The organism is Aminobacter niigataensis (assembly GCF_014200015.1).
Taxonomy (GTDB): domain Bacteria; phylum Pseudomonadota; class Alphaproteobacteria; order Rhizobiales; family Rhizobiaceae; genus Aminobacter; species Aminobacter niigataensis.
The window spans coordinates 204,154-225,381 of record NZ_JACHOT010000007.1 but is presented as its reverse complement, the minus strand read 5'-3'; the positions used below and the strand labels follow the sequence as shown (position 1 = coordinate 225,381).

The window sequence follows — 21,228 nt, the reverse complement described above, 5'->3', positions numbered from 1 at the left end:
CGGCTTATAGTTCAGCTTACTCCCAACGTCAACGCGATTCCGGTCAGCGGTTGCGGAAATTCGCAGTCCTCTTCTCCGCAAAAGCCGCCATGCCTTCCTTCTGATCTTCGAGTGCGAACATCGAATGGAACAGGCGGCGCTCGAAGCGCAGCCCTTCCGAAAGCGTCACTTCATAGGAGCGATTGACGGCCTCCTTGCACATCATGACCGCCGGCAACGAGAAATCGGCGATCTTGGCCGCCGCCTTCATTGCCTCTTCCATGAGGTCGGCCGCCGGTACGACGCGCGATACCAGCCCCGAGCGCTCGGCTTCGGCCGCATCCATCATCCGGCCGGTCAGGCACATGTCCATTGCCTTGGACTTGCCGACGAAGCGGGTGAGTCGCTGCGAGCCGCCCATGCCGGGCATGACGCCGAGGGTGATCTCGGGCTGGCCGAACTTGGCCGAGTCGGCGGCGATGATGAAGTCGCACATCATGGCGAGCTCGCAGCCGCCGCCCAGCGCATAGCCCGCGACAGCCGCGATCATCGGCTTGCGGTTGCGCGTGAAGGCTTCCCAGCCGGAGAAGAAATCCTCGAGATAGGCCTCGACATAGGTCTTGGCCTGCATCTCCTTGATGTCGGCACCGGCGGCGAATGCCTTTTCCGAGCCGGTGATGATTATGGCGCCGATGCCGTGGTCGGCCTCGAAGGCTGCGGTGGCGGCCAGCAGTTCGCCGAGCACCTGCGAATTCAGCGCATTGAGCGCCTTCGGTCGATTGAGCGTGATCAGCCCGACCTTGCCGCGTGTTTCCACGATGATCGTTTCATAGGCCATCTCAGGCTCTCCCTGTCTCGCAGCACCACCAATGAGACTTGATCTAGCTTAGCGCTGGCACTGGCGGCAATAGAAGGTTGATCGCCCACTCTGCACTATGCGCTCGACATGGCCGGCACAGCCGGTGTGCGGGCACGGGTCGCCCTCGCGGTCATAGACGGAGAACGAGTGCTGGAAGTATCCCAGCGAGCCGTCGGTGTGGACGTAGTCTCGCAGCGAGGAGCCGCCCGCCGCGATCGCATCGGCAATCACCTCGCGCACGCTGGTAGCGAGCAGCGCGGCACGTTCGCGTGCCACCTTGCCCTTGCCGGCGAGGGTGCCGGCAGCGCGCAGCGGCGACAGGCCGGCGCGCCAGAGAGCTTCCGAGACATAGATATTGCCGAGCCCGGCAATCAGGCGCTGATCGAGCAGTGCCGCCTTGAGCGGCGTCTTCTTGCCTTCGAACAAGCCGCCCAGCAATTCGCCGTCGAGCGTGTTGCCGGTCGGCTCGACCCCGAGGCCGGACAGCATCGGATGCTCGGTGCCGTTGCGCTCGGCAAACAGCATGAAGCCGAAACGCCGGGGATCGTTGAAGACGACGCGCGCCGGGGCGCCTCTTTGATCTGCGACGTGGAAGACGACGTGATCGTGCGCTTCCGACTTCGATCGTTCGTGGTGGAACTGGCCCGGCGTCGTTCCATCCTCGTCGGTTTCGACGCGGAACGAGCCGGACATGCCGAGATGGCAGATCAGCAGCGGGGCATCCTCGACATCGGCGAGCAGATATTTGGCGCGGCGGCCGAGCGAGGTGATCTTCTTGCCCGCAAGGCGTTCGCCGAAATGTTCGGGGAAGGGGTAGCGCAGATTCGGCCGGCGCGTTTCGACCCGTTCGATGCGCGCGCCTTCGAGCACCGGCTGCAGTCCGCGCCGGACGGTTTCGACTTCGGGCAACTCAGGCATGGGTGGCGATCGTTTCGAGGAAAGAGGCGCCGTGGCGCCCGCGCGGCAGGCCAAGATGCTCGGCGACGGTCTCGCCGATGTCGGCGAATGTCGGCCTGAGGCCGATATCGCCGCCGCGATGGCCCTGCACAACACCGATCACCGGGATGCGTTCGCGGGTGTGGTCGGTGCCGCGCCAGGTTGGGTCGTTGCCGTGGTCGGCGGTCAGGATCAGCAGGTCGCCCGGTTTCAGCCGTGCGAACGCTTCCGGCAGGCGCCTGTCGAAGGCTTCCAGCGCTGCGGCATAGCCTGGCACGTCGCGGCGGTGGCCGAATTCGGTGTCGAAGTCGACGAAGTTGGCGAAGACGAGATCGCCGTCGCCGGCATCGTCCATGGCGCCGAGTGCTGCGTCGAACATCGCCATGTTGCCGACGCCCTTGCGAATTTCGCTGATGCCGCGATGAGCGAAGATGTCGCCGATCTTGCCGACGGCGATGACCTTGCTGCCACGCTCGGTGAGCCTGTCGAGCAGCGTCGCCTCCGGCGGTGGCGTGGCATAGTCCTTGCGGTTCGGCGTGCGCTCGAACGTCTCCTTGCTTTCGCCGACGAAGGGTCGGGCGATGACGCGGGCGATGTTCAGCGGGTCGACGAGCCGGCGGACAGTCTTGCAAAGCTCATAGAGCCGCTCGAGCCCGAAGTGCTCTTCGTGCGCGGCGATCTGCAGCACGGAATCCACCGATGTGTAGCAGATCGGCTTGCCGGTGCGGATGTGTTCCTCGCCGAAGCGCTCGATGATCTCGATGCCCGAGGCGTGGCAATCGCCAAGGATGCCCGGCACATTGCCTTCGCGGGTGATGGCTTCGGTCAGCGATGCCGGGAAGGCCGGCACGGTCTGTGGAAAATAGCCCCAGGCGAAGGTGACCGGCACCGCGGCGATCTCCCAATGGCCCGACGGCGTGTCCTTGCCGCTCGAAATCTCTTGGGCGGCGCCGTGGAAGGCGCCGGCGCGCAGCTTGGCGTTCGCTTCGAATTCAAAGCCGGTTGCCAGCCTTGCCGCGCGGCCGAGCCCGAGTGCCGTCATGTTCGGAAGGTCGAGCGGACCTGAGCGCAGACCTTCGCGATTGCCGCGGCCCTCGGCGCAGGCGGCTGCTATGTGGCCGAAGGTATCGGACCCGACATCGCCGAAACGTTCGGCGTCGGCCGCGCCGCCAATGCCGAAGGAATCCAGGACGAACAGGAATGCACGCGCCATCTATGAAGGGCTCTCGGTTGCCAGCTTGCCGCACAGACATAGGATCAGTCGCGGTCGTTGGCAATTATCCCGCAAATGGCAACTGACGAGAGCAGATGGACCGGCTACCTAGATTTCGCAACCGGTGCAGGGGATCGTCTGGCTCATGCGCGGCCGCAGATAATAGGTCTCGTCCATCGTGATCGGATCGATTGCGGCAGCGAGGCCAAGCACGGGCTTGCTTTCGGCGGCCCAGGTGATCATCGGCTTGTAGTCGAGTTCGCTGACGACCCGGATCAGGAAGGCGCCCTTGGTCTTGAGGGCGTCGGGCACGGTCGTCACCGTGTCCTTGACGACGTCGGGCTTGCCGACGCCGTCGACGTATTTGCGCGACCAGACCACCAGCACTTGGGGCGACGCCTCGTCGGTGACCTGGATTGCCGTGATGAAGATCTTGCCGGTGCTGCGGTTGTAGGGCTGCAGGATCGACTCGGCAATCTTCATCACCGCGTCCACTTCGGTTGCCTTGATCGTCTGCTGTTGCGTGATGAGATCGGCGACCATCGAGCCGGCCCGGCTGACTTTCTTGTTCGTCTCGATCGCCTGGGAGACCTCCATGGTCACGAAATACAGCGACAACAGGAGAGGGACGACGAAGGCGAATTCGACCGCGGCGATACCGCGCCGGTCGCAAATCAGGGCATATGCGTATGATCGCAATTGCTTCAGCATCGATTGTGCCCCCCGCCACGCCGACATCCCAAGACTTTCCGCTAGCTGCGGCCGTAACTGGCCGTTTCGATCAATCATTGAACGGTTCGTTCTGCCAGATGGCAGACGCAAACTGCAGCGTATAGCCACCGTTCAGGTTCGACATGGACGCCCGCATGAAGTCGGTGATGACTGGCCATTTGTAAAAAACGCGCAGCATGTTCTTGGTGCCGGCTGGTCCAGGCGTGACACTAATGCCGGTCGTGTCGATCTCCCGGCCAGTCAGCCTGAGCTTCACGTCGGCCGCAGCAGCAAAAGTTGGATAGCTGCGCAGGTCAACGATCAGATTGGGGCACCCGTCGGCGACGATGACCTCAAGACGCTCACAGATCTTGCCTTCCAGCCAATCTTTGGTGACGTCCTTGCTCTTGACCTGTCCAGTGCGCAACTGGCGGGCGACATCGTCGACTGCGTTAGAAAGTACCTGCTGGCCGGCGAATGAAATGCAACTCTCGAGGATCGCAAAGACCAGCAGCGAGAAAGGTATCACCAGCATGACGAACTCGATCGCCGTGCTGCCACTGCGGTCGCGCGCGAAGCCGGCGAACAATCCCCGCCGGCGCGCCTTCGTCTTGTCATGCACTGCAGACGCTGTGTCGCTCATGTCCCGACCGCCTTCTCGTTCCGGGCGGACAATAGTGCAAAGCCGTTGAGGTCCCGTTTTGATGTTCGGGAAAATAGCAGGCAAAATCTTTACCCAAGGCTAACCTTGTCCGGTACGTCCTGCGGGTCCCACGCTTACTGGGAAGCGTTCATCTCGCTTTCGGACATCCGCTCGGCGTCGCTCTTGTAGGAGCTCTCGCAATAGGGCGTGCAAGAGAGCGTCTGTATCTCGGAGCGGCGGTAGATCCGTACGGAAGAGGCGTCGTGACGGATGACGGTCACCTGTTCGTCGACGATGGGCGTGCCGTCCGCATCGAGCACCACGAGGTTGGTGACGCCAAAACCCTTGCCGGTCAGCACTAGGGTCGAAGCGTCTTGGACCGAGGCGTCGGCGATGGACGAGTTGCCGACCACGATGGTGTCGGCAGGGCGGGCGAGTCGCACGATCTTGGCCTGGTTCATCGTCACTTCGATGCCGCCACCCGCATGGGCCGGCACAGCGGCGGCGGCCATCGCTATCGCAACTGCGCACGCTCCCGGAAAGAAAGCTTTCGGCCTTGTCATCGCTGCCCCTCGATCACTGTCAGTATCGACTGATCAACGGAAGATGAACGCTTTTGGTGAACCAACAGTTAAGCCGTCTGACTGGTGGCAACCGGTGCGCGAGCAGCGCCGCTAAGGAAGTGCCATGCAGCCCCCCAAACGCCTCGCGTGCAGCGGTTCCCAGCTGAAGACAAAAGGTCAGCCCAGCTTAGCCTGTAGTTAACCACACGATGGCAATGGCCGGCTAAAGGTTTCGGTAAGGCTGTTTCTTAAGCCGTTTGAAAGAGCTCCCCGCTAGGTTGCACTCATCCGATCGACGACAAAGAAATGTTGACGGAAGTGCTGTAACAAACGGAGTAAGGAGCTCTCCAATGTCCAATCTCATCGCACGCTTTGTGAAGGACGAATCCGGCGCGACCGCCATCGAATACGGTCTGATCGCCGCCCTTATCGCAGTTGCCATCATTGCCGGCGCCGGCTTGGTTGGCAGCGCGCTCGACACCAAGTTCAGGGGTGTCGCGACGGCAATCGAAAACGCCCCTGTGGCTCCGTGATAGGCGGCTCTACGCCAAAAATCACGTAGACAAAAAGCGAAAGGCTGCTCAAGGGCGGCCTTTTTCTTTTTGAGAATAGGCCCAGCCTTCACCCAAGATTAATGTCAATTCTCTAAGTTAGATCTTGGTTCAACCTATCAGGTATGTGGCGATGCTTGAAGCACTGATCTTTGTCGTGTTCCCGTTCTGCATGGTCTACTCGGCCGTATCCGACACCATGTCGATGACCATCGCCAACCGCGTGCCGCTACTCCTACTTGGCGTCTTCCTTGTCGTCGCGCCGCTGACCGGCATGGCCTGGGCCGACATCGGCATGCATCTTGCTGCAGGCGCCTTGCTTCTTACCGTCACCTTCGCGCTGTTCGCACTCGGCGGCATGGGCGGCGGTGACGCCAAGCTCATCGCCGCGTCCGCCGTTTGGATGGGGTTCGGCATGCCGCTGATGCAGTACCTGCTTACCTCCGCTGTATTTGGCGGGATGCTGACGCTCGCGATCCTGACCTTCCGCAGTTCCGCTCTTTCCCACATCACCAGCCAGAACATGTTCCTCAGGAATTTCTCCAAAGATGCCGGCGGCGTGCCCTACGGCATTGCGCTCGGCATAGGTGGCCTGATCACCTATCCGAGTTCGCCCCTGATGGTCTGGGCGCTGGAGCGGCTGACTGCCCAATGATCTCCACGCCTGCGGGCGTAAGGTATCGTTAATCATATATATAAGCATCGCGTTAACCATAATTTGACGATTGGCTATGCAAAGTCCGACTTGGCTTGATGGGTTGCCGGGGCGAGGTTCGGACAATGGCTGCATCGCGACTAATGATACTTGGCGTAGCGGTCGCCGCCGCGGGTGGCGCTGGTTTCGTCGCCAAGAATATGTCTGCTCCACCTCCTCAGGAGGTCATCGTCGAATCCGGGCCGCAACAGCCGCAACTCGCGCTCACCGACGTGCTGGTGCTCACCGGCGACGTGCCGATGGGCGGTGTTGTGGAGGGCAACATCGGCTGGCAGCCTTGGCCGAGCGACGCGATAAATCCCAATTTCATCACGCGCAGCGTCGAGCCTGAAGCGCTGGAAAAATTCAAGAATTCGGTCGCGCGCCTTGCCATGTACGGCGGCGAACCGCTGCGCAAGTCGAAGCTGATCGGCGAAGGCCAGAGCTTCATGTCGGCGGTTTTGCCGGCAGGCAGTCGCGCAGTCGCCACTGCGATTTCCGCCGACACCTCCGCCGGCGGCTTCATTCTGCCGAACGACTATGTCGACGTGATCATGACCCGTCGCAGCGATGCCGCGAAATCGGGAAGCGGCTTCACCACCGAGACCATCCTCAAGAACATCCGCGTGCTGGCCATCGACCAGACCATCCAGGAGGATGAGGAGGGCAAGAAGGTCAAGGTCGGCGAAACCGCGACGCTGGAACTCACCGCTCAGCAGGCCGAGATCATCACCGTGGCCCAGCAGATGGCGGACCGCCTCACCCTTGCCCTGCGCTCGGTTGCCGACGCCCAGGAAAAGAACCTCGCCGAGGCCGACTATCTGGTCTCGGGTAGTGGCAAGCGCGGCACGGTGCGGCTGATCAAGTCAGGTGAGATTTCCGAATCGGGAGCAAGGAAATGAGGTCCACCGCCAGACTTCTTGTGACTGCTGCGACGTTGGCCATAGGCTCCGTTGGGGTCTGGCAGTCGCCGGTACTTGCTGCCAAGGCGAGGGTCGGCGCGGAAAATTCCAGCCAGCGCGTCAAGCTTGGGCTCAACAAGTCGGTGGTCATCGACCTGCCGTCTGACGCCTACGATATCCTTGTCGCCAATCCGGCTGTTGCCGATGCAGTGACGCGCACGGCGCGCCGCATCTACCTGTTCGGCAAGTCGGTCGGCCAGACCAACATCTTCGTCTTCGGCCCCAATGGCGAGCAGATCGCCAGCCTCGATCTCGCTATCGAACGCGACGTTGCCGGGCTTGAGGACTACATCAAGCGTTTCATCCCGAATTCGCAGATCAAGGTTGAATTGATCAACGACAACGTCGTGCTGACCGGCATGGTCGATACGCCGCTCGATGCCAAGCGCGCTGTCGATCTGGCGACCATCTTCGTCACCGGCGGTGAGGCGACGACCGGGCAATATTCGCAGACCGCCAGCGGCGGCTCCGAAAATGGCGGCGTCGACATCGACAATCCTGACTCGACGCGCCAGAAGAGCAAGATCGTCAACCTGCTCCAGATCGTCGGCGACGACCAGGTGATGCTCAAGGTCACCGTCGCCGAGGTCAGCCGCACGGTGATGAAGCAGCTCGGCGTCAACATGATCGGCTCGGGCGATGCCAACGGCATCAGCTGGGGCGCCATCAGCGACAGCATCCCGGGTCTCGGCAAGCCGCTTGGCGCCTCGCAGGTCTCGATCGGGACCTCGCTTCTCGACGCGTATGTCAATGCCATGGAACAGGCTGGCGTGATGAAGACGCTGGCCGAGCCGACACTCACCGCAGTTTCGGGCGAAAAGGCGACCTTCAAGGTCGGCGGCGAGTTCAACCTGGTGACCAACCAGGAAGGCGGCGGCTCAAGCGGCGGCCGGACCTACGAAATCGAGAAGATCGAATACGGCATCGGTCTCGAATTTCAGCCGGTGGTGCTGTCGCCAGGGCGTATTAGTCTCAAGATCAGAACCCAGGTCTCCGAGCCGACCACCGAAGCGTCGGTCTCGCTGTCGGGAGGCGGATCCCGCGGAGCGAGGTTCAATGCTCCTGGCATGACGGCCCTGTCGATCCGTAAGCGCCTGGCCGACACGACGGTGGAGCTGCCCTCCGGCGGGTCGATGATGATTGCCGGCCTCGTCCGCGACGACGTGCGTCAGGCGGTCAACGGATTGCCCGGGCTGTCCAAGATTCCCGTTCTTGGCACCCTGTTCCGCAGCCGCGATTTTGTCCGCAACGAGTCCGAACTCGTCATCATCGTCACGCCGTATCTGGCCCGTCCGGTGGCGCGCAACGAGCTCGCCAGGCCCGACGACAATTTCAACGCCGCCAGCGACGGCGCCGGCATGTTCCTCGGCCGCGTCAATCGCGTCTACGGCACCATGAAAACCGACAAGCCCATGGGCCGTTATCACGGCGTCGTCGGCTTCATCTACAAATGAGCGGGGATAGGGGCATGTCTCAGGCAATACACCACGCCACGCGCGCCACCGGCCGGACCCGGCAGGAAATGTCGCGCCTCTTCCGTCCGCTTCTGGCGGCGGCCGCGGTTGCCCTTGTCGCCGGATGCGCGACCAACCGCGACAGCGTCACTGTCGGCTCGATCCCGGATGACTACCGAACCAATCACCCAATCGTCATTGCCGAGAAGAACCAGACCCTCGACATCGCGGTCGGCACCAGCGATCGCGGCATCTCCAAGGGCCAGGAAGCGACATTCGCCGGCTTCCTCAGCGACTATGACCGCCGCTCGAAGCCGGCGCTGACGATCATGGTGCCCGCGGGGGCCTCGAATGATGTAGCGGCGAACGAGGCCGCGCGGGCGCTGGCGCGCGTCGCGACGAGGAATGGCGTGCCGTCGAACCGTATCGACATCGCCCGCTACCAGGCGGCCTATGCCGATGCCGCGTCGCCGGTACGTGTGACCTACACCGCCATGCGCGCGCAGACCGACCGGTGCGGCAGCTGGCCGGAGGACGTGCTCAACACGACCGAGAACAAGCACTACGCAAATTTCGGCTGTTCCTATCAGAACAATCTCGCCGCACAGGTTGCCAACCCTGCCGACTTGCTTGGACCGCGCAAGCAGACGGAGATCGACGCTGAAAATCGCGGCGAAGTGATCGATCTCTACCGCAAACGCGGGATCACCACCGAGTTCAACAAGAACTCCGAAGTGAACTATTGATCGCGAGCTATGGGAAGAACGAGACAATGAGCAATCTCGCCTACGATTCCCAGCCTGAGAACGCGGAGCAGCCGCATCAGGACATGGCATTGATGCAGGCGCTGCGGCCCGTGCCGCGCATCTCCATCCAGGCCTTCTGCGAGACCGACAGCGTCGCGGGCCCGATCGAACGCGCCGGCGCCGACCGACGCATGGCCAAGGCCCACCTCCAGGTTCATATGGGCGGCGTCGAGACTGCGGTAGAAGTCTATCGCGGCTCGCCGACGCCCAACCTGATCATTCTCGAATCGCGCCGCGAGCCGAAGAACCTTCTCGAAGCCCTGCACGCGCTGTCGGAATATTGCGACCCGAGTTCCAAGGTCGTGGTCATCGGGCACTACAATGACATTGCGCTCTATCGCGAGTTGATCCGCTCGGGCATTTCCGAATATGTCGTGGCGCCCGTATCGACCGCCGACATCGTCAGCGTGATCTCCTCGATCTTTATCGATCCCGAAGCGGAGCCGATGGGCCGCTCGATCGCGTTCGTCGGCGCCAAGGGTGGCGTCGGCTCCTCGACCATCGCCCACAACGTTGCGTGGAGCATGTCCAGCCTGTTCAAGTCGGAAGTGGTCGTTGCCGACCTCGACCTGGCTTTCGGTACCGCCAACATCAACTTCGATCAGGACCCCGCCCAAGGCATTGCCGAGGCGGTGTTTGCGCCCGAGCGCGTCGACGAGGTCTACCTGGACCGCCTTTTGGCCCAATGTGCCGAACACCTGTCCCTGCTTGCCGCGCCCTCGACGCTCGAGCGCGTCTACGATTTCGATCCAGAGGCGTTCGCCCAGATCATCGACACCGCTCAGCGCAGCACCCCGCTGCTGGTGCTCGATGTCCCCCACATCTGGAGTGGTTGGAGCAAGAACACCCTGGCCCGTGCCGACGAAGTGGTCATCACCGCCACGCCGGAACTCGCCAATCTGCGCAATACCAAGAACCTGGTCGATATGCTCAAGCGGCTGCGGCCCAACGATCCGCCGCCGAGGCTGATCCTCAATCAGGCAGGTCTGCCCAAGCGTCCGGAAATTGCGGCAAGCGATTTCGCCGAACCGCTCGGCATCACCCCGATGTCCGTCATCCCCTTCGACGCGCTGCTGTTTGGCAATGCCGCAAACAATGGCCGCATGCTGGGCGAGATGGATGCGAAGAACCCGACGGTCCATATGATCAACGAGATTGCGCATGTGCTGACTGGGAGGTCGGAAGCCAAGGTCAAGAAACAGTCAGGGCTTGGCGGAATTCTGGCCCGGCTCAAGGCTCGCAAGAAGTGATGCCGGCGCGGCGGAGGCGATAGTCGACCATGTTTGGCAGAAGAGGCAGCGACGACGGCAACCGCTCAACGCCGGGATTCCGCCCGAACGCACCCATACAGGCGCCGGTCGCGAGCACCAGCGACACACTGGTCGCGCCGCGTCCCCCCGTCCCGGCGCCGCCCGTAGAGCCGGCCGCGGCGCAGCGGCGGACGGTCCAGCCGGCTCCGCCATTCGCCGCCGCGGAACCGCGCAAGGCGCAGCGCGAACGCAGCGAAAGCTACTACGACACGAAAAGCCAGGTCTTTTCGGCGCTGATCGACACCATCGACCTGTCGCAATTGGCCAAGCTCGATCCTGACAGTGCGCGTGAGGAAATCCGCGATATCGTCAACGATATCATCGCGATCAAGAACTTCGCAATGTCGATCGCCGAGCAGGAAGAGCTGCTCGAGGATATCTGCAACGACGTTCTCGGCTATGGTCCGCTGGAGCCTTTGCTGGCCCGCGACGACATCGCCGACATCATGGTGAATGGCGCCAGGAACGTCTACATCGAAGTCAACGGCAAGGTCGAACAGACGGGCATTCGCTTCCGCGACAACCAGCAACTGCTCAACATCTGCCAGCGCATCGTCAGCCAGGTCGGCCGCCGTGTCGATGAATCCTCGCCGATCTGCGATGCGCGCTTGCCAGACGGGTCCCGCGTCAACGTCATCGCGCCGCCGCTGTCGATCGACGGCACCGCGCTCACCATTCGAAAATTCAAGAAGGACAAGCTGACGCTCGACCAGCTCGTCAAGTTCGGCGCGATTTCCCAGCATGGCGCCGACGTGCTGAAGATCATCGGCCGGGTCCGTTGCAACATCGTCATTTCAGGCGGTACCGGTTCGGGCAAGACGACCCTGCTCAACTGCCTGACCAACTATATCGACCGCGACGAGCGCATCATCACCTGCGAGGACTCGGCAGAACTGCAGCTGCAGCAGCCGCATGTGGTCCGTCTCGAAACCCGTCCCGCCAACCTGGAAGGCGAGGGCGAGGTGACCATGCGCGACCTGGTCAAGAACTGCCTGCGCATGCGTCCGGAGCGGATCATCGTCGGCGAAGTGCGCGGACCGGAAGTGTTCGACCTGTTGCAGGCGATGAACACCGGCCACGACGGATCGATGGGCACCATCCACTCCAACAGCCCGCGCGAGTGCCTCAATCGTATCGAGTCCATGATCGCCATGGGCGGCTATTCGCTGCCACAGAAGACGGTTCGCGAGATCATCGTCGGTTCCGTCGACGTCATCATCCAGGCCGCCCGCCTGCGCGATGGCTCGCGCCGCATCACCCACATCACCGAGGTGATCGGCATGGAAGGCGACGTCATCATCACCCAGGACCTGGTGCTCTACAACATCAAGGGCGAGGACCAGAACGGCAGGCTTCTCGGCCAGCACGTTTCCACGGGGATCGGCCGGCCGCATTTCTGGGACCGGGCACGCTACTTCGGCGAGGATTCCCGGTTGGCCAATGCTCTCGAGAGCATGGAAAAGAGCGCTGACTGAGATGGCACTAACAACGATGCGAGCAGGGAGGATTTAGCGCGCCATGTTCGGGCTTGATGCTTCAATGCTGGTATTTGTCGCGCTTGCCGGTCTCAGCGCCGGCCTGGTGGCTTACGCTTTCCTGTTCAAGCGCATGGAAACCGAGAGCAACACCGAGCGCCGCCTTTCGACTGTAAGGCAGACCGAAACGGATCGCTCGCTGGTCAAGGCTTCGCGCGATCGGACTGCCGAAGTCGCCAAGCGCAGGAAGTCGGTTCAGGACACGCTCAAGGAACTGGACGACAAGCAGAGGGCCAAGGACCGCAACATCAAGAAGCCGCCGCTGAAGGTCCAGATCCGGCAGGCCGGCATGCAGGTGACGATCGAGCGCTTCTATGTCTATTCGGTGGTTTGCGGCATCGTTGCGACTCTTTTCGTCTACATCGCCGGTGCCCCGCTGATCCTGCTGCCCGGTGCGCTGCTTGCAGGCACGATCGGCCTGCCGCGCTGGTTTGTCGCCTTCCGGCGCAACCGTCGCGTCAAGCAATTCCTGGAAGAGTTTCCCAATGCGCTCGACATCATCGTGCGTGCGGTGAAGTCGGGTCTGCCGCTCAACGACGGCATTCGCCTCATCGCGTCGGAATCGCCGGAGCCGGTGCGCGGCGAGTTCCGCCGCATAGTCGAGTCTCAGCAGGTCGGCATCGCCATCCCCGATGCGGCCTTGCGCATGACCGAGACCATGCCGTGCCCCGAGGCCGGTTTCTTCGGTATCGTCATCCAGATTCAGAGCCAAGCGGGCGGCAACCTCTCGGAAGCATTGGGCAACCTGTCGCGCGTGCTGCGTGACCGCAAGAAGATGAAAGCCAAGGTTCAGGCGCTGTCGATGGAAGCAAAGGCCTCGGCCGTAATCATCGGCGCCCTGCCGATCATCGTCGCCACCCTCGTCTACCTATCGAGCCCGAACTACATCATGCCGCTTTTCACCACGAATACCGGCAACCTGATCCTGGGCATCTCGGGCATCTGGATGTCGATCGGCATCTTCGTGATGCGCAAGATGATGAATTTCGAGGTCTAGTGCACAAATGACCGATCAAGTCGTCAAGTCGCTCACGGATCCGTCCTTCCTCATCGCACTGCTGGTCGGAATCGCTGTCTTTGCCACGGTCTTCACCGCGATGCCGTCGCTGATCGGCAATCCGCTCAAGGCGCGCATGAAAGCCGTTGCTCTGGAACGCGATGAGTTGCGCGCCAAGCAGCGCGTCCGCCTCGCCGCCGAAAGTGATCGCCGCCGTGGCGCGCTGCGCGAGCAGCAGCATGTCGGCATGCGCAACATCGTCGAGCGCCTCGACCTGCGCCGTGCGCTCGTTGACGAAGGGACGCTCAACAAGCTGAAGGTTGCCGGCTTCCGCGGCCAGAATCCTCTAACGCGCTTCCTGTTCTTTCGCCTGGTGTTGCCCTTCGTCGGCTTCGTGCTGGCGGCTGTCTACGTGTTCGCAATGGGCGGAGCCGCGGAAAAGCCGATCTTCGTCAAGATTTTCATCTGTATCGTGGCTGCCTATGCCGGTTTCTACCTGCCGGTGCTCTACGTCTCCAACCGCGCCACCAAGCGCAAGCAGTCGATCCAGCAGGCATGGCCGGATGCACTCGACCTGATGCTGATCTGCGTCGAATCGGGCATGTCGGTGGAAGCGGCGCTTCGCAAGGTCGCCGATGAGATCGGCTCGCAATCCGTCGACCTCGCCGAAGAGTTCGTGCTGACCAACGCCGAGCTTTCCTACCTGACTGAGCGCCGCCAAGCCTATGAGAACCTCGCCGCCCGCACCGGCCTCGACTCCGTCAAGTCGGTGACCCAGGCCTTGATCCAGGCAGAGCGCTACGGCACCCCGGTCGCGCATGCCCTGCGCGTGCTGGCAGCCGAAAGCCGTGACATGCGCATGAACGCTGCCGAGAAGAAGGCTGCCGCACTGCCGCCCAAGCTGACAGTGCCGATGATCCTGTTTTTCCTGCCGGTGCTGTTTGCCATCATCCTCGGCCCTGCCGGCATCCAGATCAGCGAACGCGGCCTGTTTGGCGACAAGCCGCAGTCGAGCAGCGAATAGGTTCCGCATCGCCAGTCATGAACGAAAAAGGCCGCGTCAGACAACGCGGCCTTTTTCGTATCCGGCGGCAAGCGGTCAGTTGGTGGTGGGCTTGTCCTCGGCCTTGATCTGGTTCCAGGCGTTCTGCTGGGCAAGCATGTTTCGGAGATAGGTGACATTGGCCTGCGCTTGTTCGGGCGAAAGCTCCTGTTTGGCGATCTGCTCGGCTTCGCCGAACCGTCCCTGGAGGCCGATGGCGAGCGCAAGATTTTGGCGCACGCGGCTGTCCGCGCCCTGCTGCGAGGCGGCCGAGCGCAGATAGGTCTCGGCCGACTTCAGGTCGCCTTCGAGCACATAGGACATGCCGAGATTGGAGAGCACGGTCGGCTCGTTCGGCTTGAGGTCGAGCGCCTTGCGGTAAAGGCTGCGCGCGTCCTGTGTCTGGCCGAGCTGGTCGAGGATCGCTGCCTCTGCCGAGACCAACTTCCAGTCGGGATATTCCGGGGTCTGGGCGCGGCGCACGGCGTCGAGCGCCGGCTGCAACTCGCCCGACGCGGCCAGCGCCTTGCCGTATGCGGCGAGCACGTCCCGGTCCTTAGGGTAGCCGATCGCGAGCTTGCGCATGACAGCGAGCGATTGATCGGTCTGGCCCTTCATCTGCAGCACCGAGGCGTACTGCATAGCCACCGGCTTGTTGTTCGGGTCGCTGGCATAGGTGCGTCCGATCTGGTCGGCGGAACCTGCGATCGCGCCGGTCGACATGGTGTCGACCGATTTGCCACGGCCGATCGAACCGGTGGTCATCTTGCTGGTGCCGCAACCGGCGACGCCTGCCATCAGCAGTGCCACGAAAGCCGCTCTTGCAAGGCGTTTTCCCGTTGCGTTCATCGAGCGATTGGTCAACATCGGAGGCAGGTCTCCATTCGTCCGCGTGGCCGTTCGCCGGCCATTTCCCCGCTTTGGAGAAATAATCTGTTAACCCTAACGGATGGTTAAGAGTGCCCTGATGTACCGAGCCGTCCGACACTGAAGGAAGCCGCAATGCCGGTCGAACTGCTCGACGCCAAGCCCAGCGATGCGCTGCCGATCCATCTTGTTGCCAAGGATGGCCTGGGCAATGCCGGTCTTGCACCCGAAATTGCCGCCTGGGCCAATGCCAACGGCTTTGCCGGCGAGGCGGGCAGGGTGCTAGCCGTGCCCGGCGTGGACGGCAGGCTGGCCGGGGCGCTGTTCGGCACGGGTCAGCAGGAAAACGGGCTTGGCTTCGGCGTTCTTGCCCGCAACCTGCCGGAAGGCGACTGGCATTTCGCCACCGCGCCGGCGCATCCCGAGCTGGCCGCGCTTGCAGTCGCGCTCGGCGGCTACAGCTTCACCCGATATGGCAAGAAGCCGGGCAGGGAACTTGGGCTGGCGGTCCCAGCGGGGGTCGATGCCGATCGCCTCAAGCGCCTGGTCGAAGCGGTTTTCCTCGTCCGCGACCTCGTCAATACGCCGACCAATGACATGGGCCCCTCGGCGCTCGAAGCCGCGGCACGGACTCTTGCCGGCGCACATGGCGCCGAGGTCCGCGTGACGATCGGCGACGGCCTGCTTGAACACAATTTCCCGATGATCCACGCCGTCGGCCGCGCCTCGCATGATGCGCCGCGACTGATCGACCTGACCTGGGGCGCAAGCGACGCCCCGAAGGTCACGCTTGTCGGCAAGGGCGTCTGCTTCGACACCGGCGGTCTCGACATCAAGCCTGCCTCGGGCATGCTTTTGATGAAGAAGGACATGGGCGGTGCCGCCAACGTGCTTGGCCTTGCCTCGATGATCATGGCGGCAAGGCTGAACGTCAGGCTGCGCGTGCTCATCCCCGCGGTGGAGAATTCGATCTCGGCCAACGCCTTCCGCCCGGGCGACGTGCTGCAGAGCCGCAAGGGCATCACGGTCGAGATCGGCAACACCGATGCCGAGGGCCGGCTGGTGCTCGCCGACGCGCTGGCCCTTGCCGATGAGGAACAGCCGGAGATGCTTGTCGATATGGCGACGCTGACGGGGGCTGCGCGCGTGGCGCTCGGGCCGGACCTGCCACCCTTCTACACCGACGACGATGCCCTTGCTGCCGAACTCGCGGCCGCATCCGGCGCGGTCGAGGACCCGATCTGGCGCATGCCGCTTTGGAAGCCCTACGACGCAAAACTGTCTTCGAAGATCGCCGACATGAACAACGTCACCTCGGACGGTTTCGCCGGCTCGATCACTGCTGCCCTGTTCCTCAAGCGCTTTGTCGAAAAGACGCCCGGCTGGGCGCATTTCGACATCTTCGCCTGGAACCCGACGGACCGCCCGTACGGCCCGAGCGGCGGCGAAGCGCAGGCGATCCGGGCACTAGAAAAAGTGATTTCGGCACGATTTGGCTGAGGCTGGCGTGGTTCCTCGCCCCCGCTTTGCGGGGGAGAGGTGCCGAGCGCAGCGAGGCGGAGAGGTGTTTACTCCGCATCTGTCCGACTGCGCCTTGCCATCGCCGCAAAATCCCATTTGAATGAAACGGAACCGAAACAAATACAGTGGATGCTGGCGGCATGCCGATCGCATTGCGTCCGAGCCAGTCGTTGAAACTGTTGCAGCAGTTTGCCCTTTCCGAGGTGCGTGACGACGCGCCCGACCTGACGCTGCGCCAGATGGCGATCCTGCTCACCATCTATCTCGACCCGCCGCCGCATACGGTGCGGGGGCTGGCGGCTCGGCTCGGCGTCAGCAAGCCGGTCATCACCCGCGCGCTCGACACCATGGGTGCGCTCAAGCTGGTATCGCGGCACCGCGACCCGAGCGACAAGCGCAACGTGTTGATCAGGCGCACCGTCGAAGGCGCGCTCTATGTCGAGAGATTGGGCGATGCTATCATCGCCAAAGCCATGGAGCTTCCGATTTGACCGCCCGCGACAGCCGCCTTCACGCTTTCCGTCCCGACCTTGCCGACGCCCGCCTCAAGGGCGAAGTGGCGGCCGAGCGATTTGTCGCCGGCCGCCCGGCGCGCATTTCCGCCCCCGTTGCGGACGTTCGCAAGGCGCCCAGGCCGGATTCGGGCCTCAACACGCAACTGCTTTATGGCGACGACGTCACGATCTTCGAGGAGGCTGAGGGGTTCGCCTGGCTCCAGGCCGAGCGTGACGGCTATGTCGGCTATGTCTCGTCTGGCGACCTTGCGCCGCGCGGCCCGGCGCCGACCCACGTCGTCATGGCGACACGCACCTTCGTCTATCCCGGTCCTGACATGAAGTTTCCGCGCGGCCCGGCATTGTCGCTGGGATCGCAGGTTGCGATTGCCGGCCATGCCGAAACGCGCGGCACCCAATATGCCCTGCTTGCCTCGGGCGAGGCACTGGTTTCCCAGCATTTGGCGCCTTTGGGCACAAAGGCCGACGACTTCGTTTCGGTGGCGGAACGGCTGATCGACACGCCCTATCTCTGGGGCGGCTTCTCAGCCTTCGGCATCGACTGCTCGGGGCTGGTCCAGCTTTCGATGCGCATGACAGGGCGTGACGTCCTGCGCGATTCGGACATGCAGGAAGCCTCGCTTGGCAACCCGGTCGACGCGGGCACGGATTTCTCCAAGCTCCAGCGCGGCGACCTCGTCTTCTGGAAAGGCCACGTCGCGATCATGACCGATGCGGTGAACATGATCCACGCCAATGGTCACACCATGACGGTTGCGCGCGAAGGTCTGCGCGACGCCATCGACCGTATAGGCTACCTCTATGGCGGGCCTACGAGCTTCCGCCGGCCGTAAGGGCTTCCGGCTCTAATACCCTGCCGCGCGGTCGACGACATTCTCAAGCGGTTCGCCCCGCTCGAAGGCGTCCATCTGCTCGAGCATCGGCGGCACCAGATGGGTGGGGTCGGACGTCGCGGCCGCATGCGGCGTCACGAACACCTTCGGGTGGTTCCACATCGGGCTGGTCTTCGGCAGCGGCTCGACCTCGAAGACGTCGAGGCTGGCTTCCTTCAACGTGCCGTCGTCGAGCGCGCGCAGGATGTCGGCATCGCGCTGCAACTTGCCACGCCCGGCATTGATCAGCACAGCACCCCCGAGGCCGTTGCGCCGGCGCAGTTCCTTGAGCAGGCCGTAGCTGATGATGCCCTTGGTCGCCTCCGTCAGTGGCAGCAGCACCACAAGGATGTCGGTCGCGTTGAGGAACGGCACGAGGCCGGCATCGCCGCAATAGGTGGTCACGCCTGCTGCTTCCTGTGGGCGGCGGCTCCAGCCATTGACGTGGAAGCCGACACCCTTGAGCGCTTCGGCCGCCGCGCGGCCGAGATTGCCCAGGCCCATGATGCCGACCGAGATGTCGGAGGCAGGCCGCTGCTGCGGCTCGTGCCAGGCCTTCTTCGTCTGCTGTATCCGGTAGAGCTGGCCCTGGCGATGATGGTCGAACACCCGCCACAACACGTATTCGACCATGTGCTGGGTCAGGTTTTCATCCACGACGCGGATGATCGGGGCTGCAGGCAGGTTGGGATCGGCAAACAGATGATCGACGCCGGCGCCGATGGAGAAGATGACCTTCAGGTTCGGCAACTTGGCGAGCAGGCCGGGCTTCTGCTTCCAAACCACGGCGTATTCGATCGAGGGATCGGCGGGGCCATCCGGTTCGAGCACCACCTCGCGCTCCGCCGACAGCAATTCATACCAGCGCTGCGGGCTGAAACCGGTGATCGAAAGAAGAACCTTGCCCTTGCCTGCCATGCTATGCCCTTGATGCTATTCGCTGACGACGCCAGTAGGAGCGGTCTCGATCTTGAACGCCGCCGATATCAGCGCCCGAGTGTAATCCGTTTGCGGACGCTCGAAAATCTGCTCGGACGGCCCCGCCTCGACCACCTTGCCGTTGCGCATCACGATGACGTCATTGGCAAGCGCGCGCACGACCTTGAGGTCGTGGCTGATGAACAGATAGGCGAGGTCGTGCTTGGCCTGCAGGCTGCGCAAGAGATCGACCACCTGGGCCTGCACGCTCATGTCGAGTGCCGAAGTCGGCTCGTCGAGCATGACGAAGCGCGGCTTGAGCACCATGGCGCGGGCAATGGCGATGCGCTGGCGCTGGCCGCCGGAGAATTCGTGGGGATAACGGAAGCGGGTCTCGGGGTCGAGGCCGACCTCGCGCAGCACGTCGACAACCTTGCGGTCGCGCTCGGCCACCTTGAGACCGGGCTCGTGGATCTTCAGTCCCTCCTCGATGATGTCGGCGACCGACATGCGCGGGCTGAGCGAGCCGAACGGGTCCTGGAACACGATCTGCATCTCGCGCCTGAGCGGCCGCATCGCATTGAAGCTGAACTTGTCGATCTCGCGGCCATCGAAGTCGATCCTGCCTTGCGACGAGATCATGCGGGTCAGCGCCAGTCCCAGCGTCGTCTTGCCGGAGCCGGATTCGCCGACCACGCCGACGGTCTGGCCGGCGCGGACGGCAACATCGATCCCGTCGACCGCCTTCACATGGTCGACCGTCTTGCGGAAGAAGCCCTGCTTGATCGGAAACCAGACCTTCACGTCGGAACCAGACATCACCGTCTTGGCTGACGCGTCGGCGGCCGGCGGCTTGCCCTTGGGCTCGGCGGCCAGCAGGTGGCGGGTGTAGCTGTGCTGCGGGTTGGCGAAGATTTCCTTGGTCGGTCCGGTCTCGACGATCTGGCCCTTGGTCATGACGCAGACCCGGTCGGCGATGCGCCGGACGATGCCGAGGTCGTGGGTGATGAACAGCATCGACATGCCCTTGCGGGCCTTGAGCTTGGCGAGCAGCTCCAGGATCTGCGCCTGGACCGTCACGTCGAGCGCGGTTGTCGGCTCGTCGGCGATCAGGAGCTCGGGCTCGTTGGCGAGAGCCATGGCGATCATCACGCGCTGGCGCTGGCCGCCCGAGAGCTGGTGCGGATAGGCGTCGAGCCGCTTGCTGGGTTCGCGGATGCCGACCTCTTCGAGCAGTTCGAGAGTGCGCGACTTGGCCTGCTTGTCGCCCATGCCCTGATGCAGCGACAGCACCTCGACGATCTGCCGCTCGATCGTGTGCAGCGGGTTGAGCGAGGTCATCGGCTCCTGGAAGATCATGGTGATCTTGTTGCCGCGGACCTTGCGCAAGGCGTTTTCGTCGAGCGCAAGCAGGTCCTGGCCGCCGAACATCATGCGTCCCGAGGGGTGGCTCGCCGGCGGGTAGGGCAGGAGCTTCAGCACCGAAAGCGCCGACACCGACTTGCCCGAGCCGGATTCGCCGACCAGCGCCACCGTCTCGCCCTTGGCGATGTCGAAGGAGATGTGGTCCACGGCGGTCGTCGTCATGCCACCCTGGCTGAAGGCGACGGACAGGTCCTGGACGGAAAGGAGAGGGGAGGTCAAATGGCGGCCTCGATGTCGGTCATGCGGAAATCGTCGCCTTTGAAAAGAAGCGGCTCGCGGCGCGCCTTGGCAAGCGCATAGGCAAAGCAGTCGCCGAGGTTGAGCTTGGCCGGGTGGTTGCCCTTGCCGAATTGTTGATAGGCTTCGCGGGCGAGCAATGCCTGTTCCGGTGTCACCACGACGATCTCGATGCCGAAGTCTGCCAACAAATTGTTGAGTTCAGCACCTTTCCTGGTGTCCTTTAGGCCGTCTGCTTTGACAGCGGCTTCAAGGTAGTTGACTGGGGACATCGCGTGGCGCTGACGAGGCGAAAGGAGCTTGTCTTCCATCGCGTCGCCATCGGACTCTTCCAGTAGGATTGCGAGAATTGCCGACGCATCAACGATCATGCCGGCAAACCGTCATCGTCATAAAGGTCGGAATGATCGCTTGTGGCGCCTGGGGGTGTTGGCCCCGAGCGCCTTAAGATTTCCTTGATCCGCGCTTTGCGAATTGCAAGGTCGTCATTGGTTTCGAGCCTTTTGATTTCGGCTTCCAACGCCTGTTCGATGGCTGCCGTCATGCTTTGCCCTGTCGCATCGGCCAACCGTCTCGCGAGCTTTTGCGCCTTCTCACTCTTGATGTTCATGCCCATGT

General features: G+C 62.9%; 23 protein-coding genes. 12 read left to right on the top strand and 11 right to left on the bottom strand.

Going from position 1 to position 21,228, the window contains the following annotated elements:
- Positions 1-43: 43 nt before the first annotated feature.
- The 6 genes from GGQ99_RS21825 to GGQ99_RS21800 all read right to left on the bottom strand — a co-directional run bounded on the left by GGQ99_RS21825 (position 44) and on the right by GGQ99_RS21800 (position 4,853).
- Positions 44-817, bottom strand: a complete 774-nt coding sequence (locus GGQ99_RS21825) for an enoyl-CoA hydratase (RefSeq protein WP_108609537.1) — start codon at positions 815-817, stop codon at positions 44-46.
- 48 nt (positions 818-865) lie between these two features.
- Positions 866-1,756, bottom strand: coding sequence for a bifunctional DNA-formamidopyrimidine glycosylase/DNA-(apurinic or apyrimidinic site) lyase (gene mutM, locus GGQ99_RS21820; protein ID WP_183264160.1), 891 nt, complete (start codon positions 1,754-1,756; stop codon positions 866-868).
- The gene (locus GGQ99_RS21815; RefSeq protein WP_183264159.1) at positions 1,749-2,987 is read right to left on the bottom strand and encodes a phosphopentomutase; all 1,239 of its coding nucleotides are present in this window, start codon (positions 2,985-2,987) and stop codon (positions 1,749-1,751) included. The genes mutM and GGQ99_RS21815 overlap by 8 nt, the downstream gene beginning before the upstream one ends.
- Before the next feature lie 108 nt (positions 2,988-3,095).
- A complete protein-coding gene (locus GGQ99_RS21810) occupies positions 3,096-3,698 on the bottom strand; it encodes a TadE/TadG family type IV pilus assembly protein (RefSeq protein WP_246389691.1) in 603 nt (200 codons plus the stop codon).
- 70 nt (positions 3,699-3,768) lie between these two features.
- Positions 3,769-4,341 (bottom strand): TadE/TadG family type IV pilus assembly protein, encoded by a 573-nt coding sequence (locus GGQ99_RS21805; protein WP_108609533.1) that lies wholly within the window; start codon positions 4,339-4,341, stop codon positions 3,769-3,771.
- A 134-nt stretch (positions 4,342-4,475) separates the two neighbouring features.
- Positions 4,476-4,853 (bottom strand): pilus assembly protein N-terminal domain-containing protein, encoded by a 378-nt coding sequence (locus GGQ99_RS21800; protein ID WP_246389690.1) that lies wholly within the window; start codon positions 4,851-4,853, stop codon positions 4,476-4,478.
- Positions 4,854-5,254: 401 nt separating this feature from the next.
- On the opposite strand from GGQ99_RS21800, the gene GGQ99_RS21795 reads away from it, so the two are divergent.
- The 9 genes from GGQ99_RS21795 (at position 5,255) to GGQ99_RS21755 (ending at position 14,237) form a co-directional block, all read left to right on the top strand.
- A complete protein-coding gene (locus tag GGQ99_RS21795; protein WP_108609531.1) occupies positions 5,255-5,437 on the top strand; it encodes a Flp family type IVb pilin in 183 nt (60 codons plus the stop codon).
- A 151-nt stretch (positions 5,438-5,588) separates the two neighbouring features.
- On the top strand, positions 5,589-6,110 hold the full coding sequence (locus GGQ99_RS21790) for an A24 family peptidase (RefSeq protein WP_108610078.1): 522 nt from the start codon (positions 5,589-5,591) through the stop codon (positions 6,108-6,110).
- Between the two features lie 125 nt (positions 6,111-6,235).
- On the top strand, positions 6,236-7,051 hold the full coding sequence (cpaB, locus tag GGQ99_RS21785) for a Flp pilus assembly protein CpaB (RefSeq protein ID WP_183264156.1): 816 nt from the start codon (positions 6,236-6,238) through the stop codon (positions 7,049-7,051).
- A complete protein-coding gene (locus GGQ99_RS21780) occupies positions 7,048-8,565 on the top strand; it encodes a type II and III secretion system protein family protein (protein ID WP_108609529.1) in 1,518 nt (505 codons plus the stop codon). The genes cpaB and GGQ99_RS21780 overlap by 4 nt, the downstream gene beginning before the upstream one ends.
- Before the next feature lie 14 nt (positions 8,566-8,579).
- Positions 8,580-9,311 carry a CpaD family pilus assembly protein gene (locus GGQ99_RS21775; protein WP_183264155.1) on the top strand — a complete coding sequence of 244 codons (732 nt, stop codon included), beginning with the start codon at positions 8,580-8,582 and terminating at the stop codon, positions 9,309-9,311.
- Between the two features lie 26 nt (positions 9,312-9,337).
- Complete coding sequence (locus tag GGQ99_RS21770) at positions 9,338-10,621, top strand: CpaE/TadZ family protein (protein ID WP_183264154.1); 1,284 nt, start codon at positions 9,338-9,340, stop codon at positions 10,619-10,621.
- 29 nt (positions 10,622-10,650) lie between these two features.
- The gene (locus tag GGQ99_RS21765; protein ID WP_183264153.1) at positions 10,651-12,156 is read left to right on the top strand and encodes a TadA family conjugal transfer-associated ATPase; all 1,506 of its coding nucleotides are present in this window, start codon (positions 10,651-10,653) and stop codon (positions 12,154-12,156) included.
- A gap of 43 nt (positions 12,157-12,199) precedes the next feature.
- Entirely contained in the window at positions 12,200-13,213 is a 1,014-nt protein-coding gene (locus GGQ99_RS21760; RefSeq protein ID WP_183264152.1) for a type II secretion system F family protein, read from the top strand.
- Between the two features lie 7 nt (positions 13,214-13,220).
- Positions 13,221-14,237, top strand: a complete 1,017-nt coding sequence (locus tag GGQ99_RS21755; protein WP_108609525.1) for a type II secretion system F family protein — start codon at positions 13,221-13,223, stop codon at positions 14,235-14,237.
- A gap of 75 nt (positions 14,238-14,312) precedes the next feature.
- Here the strand turns inward: GGQ99_RS21755 and GGQ99_RS21750 are convergent, their stop codons facing one another.
- Positions 14,313-15,122 carry a tetratricopeptide repeat protein gene (locus GGQ99_RS21750; RefSeq protein ID WP_183264151.1) on the bottom strand — a complete coding sequence of 270 codons (810 nt, stop codon included), beginning with the start codon at positions 15,120-15,122 and terminating at the stop codon, positions 14,313-14,315.
- 135 nt (positions 15,123-15,257) lie between these two features.
- Here GGQ99_RS21750 and GGQ99_RS21745 point away from each other — a divergent pair, with 135 nt between their 5' ends.
- The 3 genes from GGQ99_RS21745 to GGQ99_RS21735 all read left to right on the top strand — a co-directional run bounded on the left by GGQ99_RS21745 (position 15,258) and on the right by GGQ99_RS21735 (position 17,991).
- Complete coding sequence (locus GGQ99_RS21745; protein WP_183264150.1) at positions 15,258-16,622, top strand: leucyl aminopeptidase family protein; 1,365 nt, start codon at positions 15,258-15,260, stop codon at positions 16,620-16,622.
- Positions 16,623-16,783: 161 nt separating this feature from the next.
- Positions 16,784-17,134 carry a MarR family winged helix-turn-helix transcriptional regulator gene (locus tag GGQ99_RS21740; protein WP_183264149.1) on the top strand — a complete coding sequence of 117 codons (351 nt, stop codon included), beginning with the start codon at positions 16,784-16,786 and terminating at the stop codon, positions 17,132-17,134.
- A complete protein-coding gene (locus GGQ99_RS21735) occupies positions 17,131-17,991 on the top strand; it encodes a C40 family peptidase (protein WP_183264148.1) in 861 nt (286 codons plus the stop codon). The genes GGQ99_RS21740 and GGQ99_RS21735 overlap by 4 nt, the downstream gene beginning before the upstream one ends.
- Before the next feature lie 12 nt (positions 17,992-18,003).
- On the opposite strand, the gene GGQ99_RS21730 is transcribed toward GGQ99_RS21735, so the two are convergent.
- The 4 genes from GGQ99_RS21730 to GGQ99_RS21715 are packed head-to-tail and all read right to left on the bottom strand — an operon-like array spanning position 18,004 to position 21,226.
- Positions 18,004-18,948 carry a 2-hydroxyacid dehydrogenase gene (locus tag GGQ99_RS21730; protein WP_183264147.1) on the bottom strand — a complete coding sequence of 315 codons (945 nt, stop codon included), beginning with the start codon at positions 18,946-18,948 and terminating at the stop codon, positions 18,004-18,006.
- A gap of 15 nt (positions 18,949-18,963) precedes the next feature.
- Positions 18,964-20,592 carry an ABC transporter ATP-binding protein gene (locus GGQ99_RS21725; protein ID WP_183264146.1) on the bottom strand — a complete coding sequence of 543 codons (1,629 nt, stop codon included), beginning with the start codon at positions 20,590-20,592 and terminating at the stop codon, positions 18,964-18,966.
- The gene (locus tag GGQ99_RS21720; RefSeq protein WP_183264145.1) at positions 20,589-20,981 is read right to left on the bottom strand and encodes a type II toxin-antitoxin system VapC family toxin; all 393 of its coding nucleotides are present in this window, start codon (positions 20,979-20,981) and stop codon (positions 20,589-20,591) included. Before GGQ99_RS21720 ends, GGQ99_RS21725 begins: the two co-directional genes overlap by 4 nt.
- Positions 20,978-21,226 (bottom strand): type II toxin-antitoxin system VapB family antitoxin, encoded by a 249-nt coding sequence (locus GGQ99_RS21715; protein WP_159091736.1) that lies wholly within the window; start codon positions 21,224-21,226, stop codon positions 20,978-20,980. The genes GGQ99_RS21720 and GGQ99_RS21715 overlap by 4 nt, the downstream gene beginning before the upstream one ends.
- Between the last annotated feature and the right edge of the window lie 2 nt (positions 21,227-21,228).